We start from the raw sequence: 12194 nt of genomic DNA, 5'->3' as shown, positions 1-12194 counted from the left end.
CCGCCCCCAGGTAGCCGGTGGCGCCGCCGTCGTTCTTCAGCTGGAAGGCGCCGGGCGGCAGGTGCCCGCCCTGGCGCGACCCCGCTCCGGCCGGGAGGTTGGTGACACCGGCCGGGAGGTCGAGCACCGCCCAGTGCCAGAAGCCGCCGCGGCCCGGGGCGTCGGGATCGAACACGGTGACGGCGTAGCTCTGGGTTCCGGCCGGGGCACCGCTCCAGCTCAGCTGCGGCGACTCGTCCTTGGCACCGGCGCCGGTCGAGGCACCGCGCTGGGCGGTCGGCAGGGTCTGGCCGTCGAGGAATGACTCACTGCTGACGCGGAAAGACGGGGCATCGTGGTGTGTCATGGCTGCCTTTCAGTTGCTGGGGAGATCTGCACTTTCGGGGTCGCTGCCCGCGGTTTCCGTCGGATGCGGGGTTTGTGCGCCGAGCTCCATCCGGTTCAGTTCGGCACGGGTGGGCGGGTTGGCACCGGCCCGGGATACGGTGACCGCGGCGGCCCAGGCGGCGTGGGCCAGGAGTTCGCGGAGGCTTTCGGCGGAGAGCTCACGCAGGTCCTTGCGGTTCTGCGCCCCGGCGAGGCCCAGGTCCACCACGCCGGAGAGAAGCGCGGCCATGAAGGAGTCGCCGGCGCCGACAGTGTCCGCCACTTTCACGGACGGCGCCGGGAAATGCGCTTCGCCGGCGGCATTCACGCCCCAGGGCCCCTGCGCGCCTCGGGTGACCACCACCATGGCGGGGCCTTCCGAGCCGCCAAGCGCAAGCNNGGCGGGCCGAATCCAGCGGATCCTCGCCGGGGTACAGCCACTGAAGATCCTCATCCGAGGCCTTGACCACGTCCGCCAGGGTGACGAACTTCTCCGCCTGCCGGCGCGCGTAGTCCACGTCGGTGATGATGCTGGGCCGGCAGTTGGGGTCGAAGCTGATCGTGGCCAACGGATGGGCAAGCTCGACGGCGGCGAGCACACCGGCCGCCCCGGGAGCCAGCATGGTGGCAATCGAGCCGGTGTGCAGCAGTGTCGTTCCCTGCAGCATAAACGGCAGCCGGTCCGCGAGCCCGGGCAGCTCCCAGGCGAGCTCGAAGGTGTAGCTGGCGGCGCCGTCGTCGTCGATCAGGGCGGTGGCCACGGACGTGGGGAGCTCGTCGGGGCCTAGCGGCAGCAGCACCGAGCTGGACTTCAGGTGGGCCGCCACCGCTTCGCCGTAGGCGTCGCGTCCGTAGCGGCCGATGAACTGCACCGGATGATCCAGCCGGGCCAGCCCCACGGCGACGTTGAGCGGGCTTCCGCCGACATGGGCCTGGATACCGGAGGAACGCTGGACCACATCAACCAGGCCCTCGCCAATAACTGTGAGCATGCTCATACTCTGCCAGAGAACGCGGGCCGGCGCCCGCGTGTTCCGCAGCGCGGGTGGCTGGTCCAGGCCTTCGCCCAGCGGTCTACCGGGCGCTGCCGTCCTGCTGGTAGACGTCCGGGATCCCGTCGTGGTCCGAGTCGACTTTCTCCGCTTCTTCGGCCTGCCGGTACTGCCGGTTCCGGGTCCTCAGCACCAGCATTGCCAGCAGGGCCGCCAGCACGGAGGCGGCGAGGATGCCCACCTTGGCGTGGTCGTCGTGGAGGCTGCCTTGGCCGAAGCTCAGCTCGGCCACCAGGAGCGAGACGGTGAAGCCGATGCCGGCCAGCAGGGACACCCCGAAGACGTCAATCCACTTGAAGCTGGTGTCCAGCCGCGCCTTGGTGACCTTCGTGAGCAGCCAGGTTGTGCCCATGATGCCGATCGGCTTGCCGAGAACCAGCGCCATGATGATGCCGACAGCCACCGGGTCGGTAAGCGCGGAGACCAGCCCGTCCCAGCCGCCCACGGCCACGCCGGCGGAGAAGAACGCGAAGATCGGGACGGCGACGCCGGCCGAGATTGGGCGGAACCGGTGCTCGAAGATCTCCGCGAGGCCCGGTCCGGCCTCCGGGCCGCCGCTGGCCTGCGAACGCAGGACCGGAATGGCGAACCCGAGCAGCACACCGGCCACGGTCGCGTGGATCCCCGAGGCATGGACGAGGGCCCAGGTGACCGCGCCCAAGGGCAGGAGGATCAACCACGCGGCCGGGGCCTTCATCCCGAAGAACCGCCGGTATTTATGCGCGAGGTAGGTGTAGAGCGCCAAGGGAATCAGGGCCAGCAGCAACGGCATTACCTGGAGGTCACTGGTGTAGAACACGGCGATGATGGTGATGGCGAGCAGGTCGTCCACCACGGCGAGAGTCAGCAGGAAGATCCGCAGGGCGCTGGGCAGGTGCGAGCCGATGATGGCCAGCACGGCGACGGCGAAGGCGATGTCGGTGGCGGTGGGGATCGCCCAGCCGCGCAGGGTCTCGGGACTCGCGAGGTTGACGACGCTGTAGATCACGGCCGGAATGGCGACGCCGCCGACGGCCGCAGCGACCGGAACGACCGATTTGTTCAGCTGCCGCAGGTCCCCGGCGATGAACTCACGCTTGAGCTCGAGTCCGACGAGGAAGAAAAAAATCGCCAGCAGTCCGTCGGCCGCCCACGCCCCCAGGCTCAGTTCCAGGTGCCATGGTTCGTAGCCGAACGTGAAGTCCCGCAGCGCGAAGTAGCTCTCTGAAACCGGCGAGTTGGCCCAGATCAGGGCGATCACGGCGGCGGCAACCAGGAGGGCGCCACCGACTGTCTCTTTGCGGAGGATCTCGCCGATCCGGAGGGATTCGGCGTAGCTGCCGCGGCCGAAGATGGTCAAACGCGGCCGGAAGGGAGCGGGTGTGGGGCTCATGCGGGGAGTCCTAAAAGTTGGGTCGACGAAACTATGCCGACCAGACTTCCCGGCGCACCTGCCACCCAGTCTAGTCGGTCAGGGCATCGTGCTGAACCGCTCGGCCTTGGCTTTGCTGCCCTGGACGATGATCTGGTCGTCGTCGTAGAGCACTGTCTGCGCCGTCGTGTGGCCCCATTTGCCGCCGGGCCGCTTGACCGCCACGATGGTGATGCCGTACTTGTCCCGGAGGCCGAGCACGCCGAGGGGCCGGTCGCGGATGCCCGACGGCGGGCTGGTCCGGATCATTACGAAGTCGTCCTCGAATTCCACATAGTCAAGAATCGAGCCGAGGACCAGGTGCGCGACGCGTTTGCCCATGTCGTGTTCCGGCCGGATGACGTGCTCGACGCCGAGCTGGCCAAGGATCTCGGCGTGCGGTTCGCTGATGGCCTTCGCCCAAATCTGGGGGCGCCGGAATTTGAGGATCCGGGAGGTCGTCAGGATGCTGGCTTCGATGTCCGAGCCGATCCCGACCACCGCCCGGTCGAACTCATGGACCGAGAGCTGGCGAAGCACTTCTTCCTTGGTGGAGTCGGCCCGGACCACATGGGTGAGGCGTCCGTTGAAGGACTGGACGATTTCCTCGCTGGCGTCGATGCCGAGCACCTCGGTGCCCTGTGCCTCCAGTTCCAGGGCTAGCGAGCCACCAAAGCGGCCCAGACCGATGACCACCACCGAGGACGCCTTGTCACCGGCGGCAGGGGAGTGGGACGAAAAGATGTTCCTAGCCAATGAGGGGCCTTTCCTTAGGATATTCGTAGAGCATGGGTCGTTCGCGCAGGGCCAGGGCCGCGCCAAGCGTCACCGGGCCCAGCCTCCCGACGAACATCAGAAGGATCAGCACCAGTTGACCCGCAGGAGGGATGGCGGCAGTGATGCCGGTGGACAGCCCGACCGTGGCGAAGGCCGAAATGACCTCGAACAGGATCCGTTCCTGTCCGAAATCGGTGATCAGCATCAGGAACATCGTCGAGCCGGTGACCAGGGCGATCGCCAGCAGCACCACCGTGATGGCTTGGCGGTGCACCGCGCGGGACAGGCGCTTGCCGAAGATGTTCACAGCCGTCCCGCCCTGCAGCTCGGTGCTGAGGATGAAGAACAGGACGGCGAAAGTGGTGATTTTCAGGCCGCCTGCAGTTCCGGCCGGGCCTCCGCCGATGAACATCAGGATGTCCATGCCCAGCCAGGACACCGGATTCATCTGGGCGATGTCGATGCTGTTGAAGCCGGCCGTACGGGTGATGGCGGACTGGAAGAAGCCGGCCAGCACGCGTTCGGCAGGAGGGAGGCCGCCAAGGGTTGCCGGGTTGGCCCATTCGACGGCGGTAAGGAACACTGCGCCGCCGGCCAGGAGGATGGCCGAGCCGACGAGGACGAGTTTCGTGTTCATGCTCCAGTGGATGGGACGCCGGTACTGCCGGCCCAGTTCGAAGAGTACCGGGAATCCGAGGCCGCCGATGATCACAGCGGCAGCTATTGGCAGGCAGATCCAGGGGTCGCCGACGAATCCCATCAGGTTGTCTGAATACAGGGCAAAGCCGGCGTTGTTAAAGGACGAGATGGAGTGGAACACGCCGTGCCAGACGGCGTCGCCGAGTGGATAGCCGTACCCGGCCATGAAGCGGATCGTGAGGATCAGCGCCAGGGCCGCTTCCACGATGAGGCTGATGAGCAGAACTCCGATCAGCACCTGGCGGACGTCGCCGAAGCCGCTGCTCTTGGTCTCGGCGGCGGCGGAAATTCGGGACCTCAGGCCCAGCCGGCGGGCGGTCAGGACCCCGAGCAGTGTGCCGAAGGACATGACGCCGAACCCGCCGACCTGGATCAGGACCAGGATGACCACCTGGCCGAATCCGCTCCAGAAAACTGGTGTGTCCACGGTGATCAGGCCGGTTACGCAGACGGCTGAGGTGGCGGTGAACAGGGCCTCCAGCAGGGTGGCACCACCCCCGCCTGCCTTGGCCACCGGGAGCAACAGCAGCCCGGTGCCGGCGGCGACGGCACCGGCGAAGCCAACGACGATCACCTGGGCCGGGTGGCGCGGCGCGAACGCCCGGATGAACTTGGTGAAGCCCGCTGCCAGGGCGCGCAGGACCGCGGGAACTTCAACTTGCATAGGGGTCACGCTATCACCGGGCGCCGCGCGCCTCTGATGCGGTTCAGCCCAGCAGGAGCTGCACCAGTTCCCGGCACTTCCGGTAGGCGGCGGCCTTCGGGTCGATCAGGGCGAAATGGTCCCCCGGGACCTTCAGGAGCTGGACGGGCGCGCCGGCAGACTTGGCCGCCGCAGCGTAGGAGTCGGACTGGCTCACGGGAACAGTGTCATCGTCCGTGCCGTGGACGGCATAGACGGGGACCGCCAGCGGGACGGCGCTCATCGGGTCCGCATATTTATGCCGTTTCGGGTATTTCTCGGAGGAGCCGCCCAGCAGGTTGCTGACTGCGCCGTTGCTGAGGTTCAGCCGTTCGGCTTCAGCGAGGTTCAGCACCCCGGACTGGCTGACGACACCGGTCAGGTGCACGGCGCCGTCGTCGACCCTGCGCAGCAGCTGGCGGTCCGCGTCCGGGGCGCCGAGCTGGGCGAGCCGGGTACGCCCCGCCGCCCACACCGCAAGATGCCCGCCAGCCGAGTGCCCCAGCGCCACGACCCTGTCCAGGCCGAGTCCGTGTTCGCCGGCGATGTCACCGAGCTTGTCGATTCCGGCGAGCACGTCGGAAAAGGTATGGGGCCAGCCGCCGCCGTTGCCCGCACGGCGGTACTCGAGGTTCCAGGCGGCCATGCCGTGCGCCGCCAGGTCCTTGGCCAGGGGTTCGCCGAGTTCCGCGCCGTACTGCGAGCGCCAGTAGCCGCCATGGATGACCACCACCACACCCTTGGTAACCGCAGCATCCGGCAGGAAGAGCTCACCCCACTGGCTGGGGTCATCCCCGTAGCTGTACCTATGCCGCTTCACAGTGTCCTCCTTGGGGCCAGGTGAACAGGCGGCGGAGACTGCCCCCAGAGTCACCGCCGCTGCGGCCGCGGTCGAAGCCCGACGCCGCACATCAGCCATGTGCCGAGCCTACCTTGAGCGCTGCGCGGCACGGCGTAGGGCGGCTCCGGCCCGGCTTGGCGGAGGTTCCTGCCGCAGTTTTCCGGCGGTTTCGGCTCACGTCGGGGACCCCCGGGGGTGTCAGCCCTCCGCCGTCGTACCCCGGCCGTAAGCTGGAGGCATGGCGAGCAACTGGGATCGACTGGACGTGAACCTGCGCGACTCCGTGCAGGAAAACGTGGAACTCTACGAGCGGGTGCGCCCTGCCCTGAAGCTGGTCACCCGCGAGGTCCTGCTGACGCTGCGGGCCATGCTCAAGGGCACCGAGGTGACGCCGTTGTTCGTCACCGGCCGGACCAAGACGGTCGAATCGTTCCGCGAGAAGATCTCCCGGACGGAGGAGCCGCTGGAGCCGGGCGGTCCGCCGGTGCTGAAGTTCCCGGACCCGTTCCGGACCCTCAATGACATGGTGGGCATCCGGGTAATCACCAAGCTGCCGGCGGAAAACGCGGTGGTGGCCAACCTGATCAAACGCCAGCGCCAGCTCTTCGACTGCCGCGGGGACCGCGAGAAGGACATCGGCTCGATCGAGTCGGGGACCTACGGTTATTCCAGCCGGCACCTGATCCTGCGGACCATCCAGAACGAGGCCGTCAAGGAGTACCAGCAGGCCTTTAACCCGGAGGTCCAGCCGAACGGCAGCTACTTCTTCGAATGCCAGATCCGCACCGTGTTCGCGCACGCCTGGAGCGAGATCGAACACGACATCCGGTTCAAGGCCGAGGATCCGCGCGCCTGGACGCCGCACTTCGACCGCCAGTTCACCGCCACAGCCGCCATGCTGGAAACCGTGGAGGGTGCCTTCGCTGACCTGCACGAACGCTATGAGGAGGTCCGCAGCTACTGGGACATGGACGGCGAAGGCGCCGCGCAGCTCACCCCGAACCGGATCCGCGACGTCTGGCGCACGCTCCTGCCGCACGTTGACCGGAAGGTCGACGACGACTGGGGCTGGGCCGCCGAGCTGATGGCAGCCCACGGCCTCAACCAGACCATGCAGCTGGCCGGGCTGCTCAGCGCCAACCGCATCACCGAGGTCCGCAAGGCCCTGGACCACCGCTACTCTCCCGGCCCGGACCGGCTTCTCGATGACCTGCTGCTCTGGCAGTACGGCACCAAACACATCGACCTCACCGCGGAACCGGCCGACGCCGTCCCGCACCCGCGGCGCGACAGCCTCCTCCGGCGGCTCAAGCAGATCGAGCGCTACCGGCTGACGCAGGGTTAGGGCTTCCGGCGCGTGCGCCTCTGCCGGCCCGGGTCCGCTGGTGCTAGGTTCTGGGACTATGAGCGCCAGTCCGCGGACGACGACGATGACCACCCTGTGTATGACGCTGACGGCGGCAGGTATGTTTTCACTGCTGACCGGCGTTCTGGAGGCAGTGCGGGTCTATGCCATTGACTCCGGCGATCCCGGACTGGCACGGCTGGGTCTTGCAGCCATGATCATCGGCGGCCTATCAACCGCGGCCATAGGTCTTGGCGTTTTGATTGGACGCGGGGGGCTATCCGTGCCCCGAACCGTCGCGGTCATCGGCGGCTGGCTGATCATCTGGTTTCCGCTGACCGTGGCCCTCGGAATCGCCACGGACAGATACCCGGCGGCCCAGCTTGCGGCGACTGCCTCTGTGCCCTCGGCATTTTCCTCGCTGTTGCGGCCTTCGCCCGGCCGGCTCGCCGCGCTTCAGAAGCCACGAACGCCGCCGAATGAGGTCCTAGAGCCCGGTCGGCTCCAGGCGTTCTTCGAGCACCTCGGCGGCTGAGCCCTCTGACTGGACCAGCTGCACCCGGTAGGCGGCCTTGCCCGGCGTTTCCGTGACTGCCTCGACCAGCTCGGTCCCGCGGTAGAGCAGGCCCACGCCGTCGTCGGTGCAGTGGGTCTCGCCCAATGTTCCGTCCTCGACCAAGCGGTGTACCAGGGGTCTGCGTGCGGCTTCGGAGTCGTAGTGGACCCCGTTGTCGTACGGGAGCAGCCCCAGTCCGTTGCTCACGGCGCGGAGCTCGGGACCGAAAGAATCGGTTGTTCCGCCGTTGAACCAGCAGATCGAACCGGCCGAAACTCCGGCCAGCACCACCCCGGCCTCCCAGACGCGCCGGAAGATCGCGTCCAGTTCATGGGCGCGCCAGACGGCGAGGAGGTTGACAACGGAACCGCCATTGACCCACACGACGTCCTGGCCGAGCAGGTACTCCTCGATGTTGCCGACGTTGGGCATGGTGAACAGGTTCAGGTGGCTGAGCTGGAAGCCGGCGACGTTTCCCGCTTCGCTGATCTCATTGTTGAACCACCGCTGGTCCCCGCTGGCGGTGCCGACGTGCGCGACCCTGGGCGCCCGCCCGGCGACACCGGACAAGTCCACCGCGTAATGGACCAGTTTGTTGAATTCCAGGCGTGTGCGTGCCCCCGGCTTGTAGCCGCCGGAGGTCGCGAGGATTGTGGGGCTTTCGGCAGCCATACGGGGTTCTCCTTTGGACGGGGTAAACATCGCACCTGAGCCTACCGAGGTCGGCCGGAACGGCCAACGCGTCCCAGGCGAGCCGGACCGGAATCTACCTCGTGCACCCAATTGTGTGAGCTAATTTCGGGGACTTGGCGCGGGAAGCTTAGGCGTCCGGGCCCAGGAACCGGGCGACGTACTTCCGCTGCCACGGGGTCTCAACGGCTCCCCGCCGGTAGTTCGCGCGGACGAAGGCGACGGCCTCCGCGGCGGGGACACCGTCCAGGACGGCGATGCAGGCCAGTGCGGTGCCGGTCCGGCCCCGGCCGCCCCAGCAGGCGACTTCAACCCGCTCGCGCTCGGCGCGGCGCCAGGCCTCGATAAGCGCGTCCAAGGTGTCGGCGTCGTCGGCCGGAACGTGTAAGTCCCGCCAGCGGACCCAGCGGGAATCCCACGGCACCGGACCCGGGCGCTTCCCCAGCAGGTACAGGCCAAAGTCGGGACGCTGCCCGGCGGGAAACGGCCTGAGCAGGCCACGGCCGCGGATGAGCCGGCCGGACGGAAATTCGAGGACTCCGTTCTGGCCCGGATCCCAGGTCTGCGTCATGTTCCCGAGCGTAGCCCTTCCGCCCGCATCACGCACCGGCTGCGTTCCCGCCCAGTTCCACCCCGGCCGTACCCCAGAAGCGCTGCCAATCCGTCCGACACGCCGGGTTTTTCCGTGTCCGCGCAGAAGCAACTGGGCAGGAGCGCGCAGGTCCGGAGTGAAGAAGCTCTGGCGGGACGTGCCGGCTGTCTCTAGAGTGACGGAGGAAGCAACCGGGCAGGAGCGCAGCCTAGTGGCCGGCGCCGAGCTTGCCGCCGAGGCGTTCGCGCATCAGGACGCTGGCATCGTTGAGGCCGACGATCTTCACGTCCTTGCCGTGGTGGTGGTACTTCTCGGTGACGGTATCCAGCGCGGCGATGGTCGAGGCGTCCCAGAGGTGGGAGGCGTGCATGTCGATGACCACGTGCTCGGGGTCCAGGGCGTATTCGAACTGGGTGTAGAGGTCGTTGGAGGAGGCGAAGAACAGTTCGCCGTCCACAACGTACGTGGCCACCGGGACGCCGTCGGCCTCTGTCACGGTCCGTTCGACCGTGACGAAGTGCGCGACCCGGCGGGCGAACATCACCATCGCGACGAGCACGCCGACGCCGACGCCGATGGCCAGGTTGTGGGTGGCAACCGTGACGATCACGGTGGCGACCATGACCACGGTTTCGCTCTTGGGCATCATCTTTAGGGTCCGGGGGCGGATGCTGTGCCAGTCGAAGGTCGCCACAGAGACAAAAATCATGACGGCGACCAGCGCCGCCATCGGGATCAGCGAGACGATGTCGCCAAGGACCACCACGAGGATCAGCAGGAAGACACCGGCGAGGAACGTGGAGATCCGGGTACGCGCCCCGGAGGCCTTCACGTTGATCATGGTCTGGCCGATCATCGCGCAGCCGCCCATGCCGCCGAAGAAGCCGGTGACGATGTTCGCCACGCCCTGCCCCCAGGCCTCGCGGGTCTTGTGGGACCGGGTATCGGTGACATCGTCGACGAGCTTGGCAGTCATGAGGGATTCGAGCAGCCCCACGAAGGCCATGGCCAGGGCGTACGGGAAAATGACCTGCAGTGTGTCGACCGTGAACGGAACGTTCGGGATGAACAGGGCCGGCAGGGAATCCGGCAGTTCGCCCTTGTCCCCCACTGTGGGAACGGCAACGGCGGCCAGCACCGTGATGAGGGTCAGGACCACGATCGCCACAAGCGGCGCCGGGACGGCCCGGGTTAGCCGGGGCAGTCCGAAGACAATCAGCAGGCCCAGTGCAGTGAGCGGGTAGACCAGCCAGGGGACGCCGATCAGTTCGGGGACCTGGGACATGAAGATCAGGATAGCCAGCGCGTTGACGAAGCCGACCATAACCGAGCGCGGGATGAAACGCATGAGCTTCGCCACCCCGGACAGTCCCAGGATGACCTGGAAGAGGCCGGCAAGGATGACCGCTGCGACGAGGTAGTCCAGGCCATGGGACTTCACCAGCGGCGCGATCACGAGGGCGACGGCGCCGGTGGCCGCCGAGATCATTGCCGGGCGGCCGCCGACGAAGGCGATGGTGACCGCCATGGTGAAGGAGGCAAAGAGCCCGATCCGCGGATCGACGCCGGCGATGATCGAGAAGGCGATAGCCTCCGGGATGAGGGCCAGAGCGACGACCAGCCCGCCGAGGACCTCGATCTTCACCCGGCGCGGGGAGCGCAGGGTGCCACGGACGGACTGGAGCTGCTCCGGGGTCAGGGCCGGGGCGGATTTGGTGGCCATTGCTGGCTCCGTTCAGTCTCAGGAAGGCGCGACGCGGCGGCTTCGGTATTCAGCAACGGCGTGGCGACGTCGGCAAGGATGGGGCGCCACAATGCGCCGGAAGGGAAATCACGAGGCAAGGGCGTCAGCCTGAAGCGGCCGTGGCTCGTCTTGCAAGGGCAACTTTACCGTGGGTGCCGGAAGCCGCCTCCCGCGATCCGGACGTCCCAAAGAAATCTGACATATTCACCCGCGGGGCGTTCACGAACTGGCTCCGGTGCGCCGGCAGTGGCACCATGCTTGGATGCTTGAGGCAACCAAAACCCCGCAGTCCGCCCCGGAGACCAGCGCTGGCGCGGTCCCGGTCAATCCCGCCCTCGCCGCCGAGGCCAAGATCGCACGCATCGCGGTGACCGTCTTCCCGCTGCTGGTCGTCATCGCCGGTGTCGCCGGGTACTTGCTGCCGGGCGCCTTTAAGCCCCTCGGCCCCAGCGTGCCGTACCTCCTGGGCATCATCATGTTCTGCATGGGCCTGACCCTGACCCCGCCTGACTTCGCCTCGGTGGCGAAGCGGCCCTGGGCCGTGGTCCTGGGCATCGTGGCGCACTACGTCATCATGCCCGGCGCCGGCTGGCTGATCGCCGTCGCCCTGAATCTTTCGCCCGAACTGGCCGTGGGCCTGATCCTCGTGGGCTGCGCGCCCTCGGGCACCGCGTCCAACGTGATGGCGTTCCTGGCCAAGGGCGACGTCGCCCTCTCCGTCGCCGTCGCCTCCGTGTCCACCCTGATCGCCCCGATCGTGACACCGCTGCTGGTGCTGTTCCTGGCCGGCTCCTATCTGCAGATCGACGCCGGCGGCATGGTGCTGGACATCGTCAAGACCGTCCTGCTGCCGGTGATCGCCGGCCTGCTGGCCCGCCTCTTCCTTAAAAAGCTCGTCGCCAGGGTGCTCCCGGCGCTGCCCTGGGCCTCCGCCGTCGTGATTTCACTGATCGTGGCGATTGTCGTGGCCGGAAGCGCCAGCAAGATCGTCGCCGCCGGCGGGATCGTGTTCCTGGCCGTGGTGCTGCACAACGGCTTCGGGCTGGGCCTGGGGTACCTGGCCGGCAAGCTGGGGCGCCTGGACGACAAGGCCCGCCGTGCGCTGGCGTTTGAGGTCGGCATGCAGAACTCCGGGCTGGCAGCCACCCTGGCCACGGCGCACTTCAGCCCGCTGACGGCGCTGCCGTCGGCCGTGTTCTCGCTCTGGCACAACATCTCCGGCGCCATCGTCGCGGCCTGGCTGGCGCGGCGCCCGCTGCGGGACGCGTAGCGCCGGCGCCCAGCCGGCGTCTAGCCGTGCAGGCGTGCGAGCAACCTCGCGACGGCGTGCTCAGCGAGGGATTCCGCCGTCCCCGCGGTCCCCGGCGCCAGGACGTCGACACCGTCCGGCTGGGGGGTGTCCGAGAAGGCCAGCTGGGCGACGCCGCGGGCACCGAGTTCCGTCACCGTCTCGAGGTCGG

Annotated in this window: 11 protein-coding genes and 2 pseudogenes (1 of these 13 running past the window's edge); 3 read left to right on the top strand and 10 right to left on the bottom strand. The window is 67.7% G+C overall.

The genetic code is table 11. From position 1 onward, the window contains the following. The 7 genes and pseudogenes from K789_RS26595 to K789_RS0118865 form a co-directional block, all read right to left on the bottom strand. Positions 1-134, bottom strand: partial view of a hypothetical protein gene (locus K789_RS26595; protein WP_306376600.1) — the 5' portion only. 172 nt of this gene lie to the left of the window's left edge; 134 of the gene's 306 nt are visible here — the first part of the coding sequence; the start codon lies at positions 132-134; the stop codon falls past the left edge of the window. Then, positions 50-346, bottom strand: a pseudogene (locus K789_RS26590) (YbhB/YbcL family Raf kinase inhibitor-like protein); the annotation flags it as partial. The gene K789_RS26595 and the pseudogene K789_RS26590, both read right to left, overlap by 85 nt. 9 nt (positions 347-355) lie before the next feature. Continuing rightward, positions 356-1358, bottom strand: a pseudogene (locus K789_RS23560) (carbohydrate kinase family protein). Between the two features lie 82 nt (positions 1359-1440). Then, positions 1441-2790, bottom strand: a complete 1350-nt coding sequence (gene nhaA, locus K789_RS0118880; RefSeq protein ID WP_024368115.1) for a Na+/H+ antiporter NhaA — start codon at positions 2788-2790, stop codon at positions 1441-1443. Between the two features lie 78 nt (positions 2791-2868). Further along, a complete protein-coding gene (locus tag K789_RS0118875) occupies positions 2869-3564 on the bottom strand; it encodes a potassium channel family protein (RefSeq protein WP_024368114.1) in 696 nt (231 codons plus the stop codon). After that, a complete protein-coding gene (locus tag K789_RS0118870) occupies positions 3557-4948 on the bottom strand; it encodes a TrkH family potassium uptake protein (protein WP_024368113.1) in 1392 nt (463 codons plus the stop codon). The genes K789_RS0118875 and K789_RS0118870 overlap by 8 nt, the downstream gene beginning before the upstream one ends. Before the next feature lie 43 nt (positions 4949-4991). Then, positions 4992-5786 (bottom strand): alpha/beta hydrolase, encoded by a 795-nt coding sequence (locus tag K789_RS0118865; RefSeq protein WP_024368112.1) that lies wholly within the window; start codon positions 5784-5786, stop codon positions 4992-4994. Between the two features lie 259 nt (positions 5787-6045). Here K789_RS0118865 and K789_RS0118860 point away from each other — a divergent pair, with 259 nt between their 5' ends. Together K789_RS0118860 and K789_RS0118855 are read left to right on the top strand one after the other, a co-directional pair. Next, complete coding sequence (locus K789_RS0118860; protein WP_024368111.1) at positions 6046-7152, top strand: GTP pyrophosphokinase; 1107 nt, start codon at positions 6046-6048, stop codon at positions 7150-7152. 58 nt (positions 7153-7210) lie between these two features. Beyond that, on the top strand, positions 7211-7687 hold the full coding sequence (locus K789_RS0118855; protein WP_128081679.1) for a hypothetical protein: 477 nt from the start codon (positions 7211-7213) through the stop codon (positions 7685-7687). Here the strand turns inward: K789_RS0118855 and K789_RS0118850 are convergent. The 3 genes from K789_RS0118850 to K789_RS0118840 form a co-directional block, all read right to left on the bottom strand. Continuing rightward, positions 7640-8380: a peptidase E gene (locus K789_RS0118850; protein WP_024368109.1), complete on the bottom strand. Its 741-nt coding sequence runs from the start codon at positions 8378-8380 to the stop codon at positions 7640-7642. The genes K789_RS0118855 and K789_RS0118850 overlap by 48 nt on opposite strands. A gap of 148 nt (positions 8381-8528) precedes the next feature. Next, a complete protein-coding gene (locus K789_RS0118845) occupies positions 8529-8969 on the bottom strand; it encodes a protein-tyrosine phosphatase family protein (protein ID WP_024368108.1) in 441 nt (146 codons plus the stop codon). Between the two features lie 229 nt (positions 8970-9198). Continuing rightward, the gene (locus K789_RS0118840; RefSeq protein WP_029705321.1) at positions 9199-10713 is read right to left on the bottom strand and encodes a SulP family inorganic anion transporter; all 1515 of its coding nucleotides are present in this window, start codon (positions 10711-10713) and stop codon (positions 9199-9201) included. Positions 10714-10996: 283 nt separating this feature from the next. Between K789_RS0118840 and K789_RS0118835 the strand changes: the two genes are divergently transcribed. After that, complete coding sequence (locus K789_RS0118835) at positions 10997-12004, top strand: bile acid:sodium symporter family protein (RefSeq protein ID WP_024368106.1); 1008 nt, start codon at positions 10997-10999, stop codon at positions 12002-12004. Positions 12005-12194 lie beyond the last annotated feature (190 nt).

This window comes from Arthrobacter sp. TB 26, from assembly GCF_000427315.1.
Lineage (GTDB): Bacteria > Actinomycetota > Actinomycetes > Actinomycetales > Micrococcaceae > Arthrobacter.
This window is presented reverse-complemented; position numbering and strand designations above follow the sequence as displayed.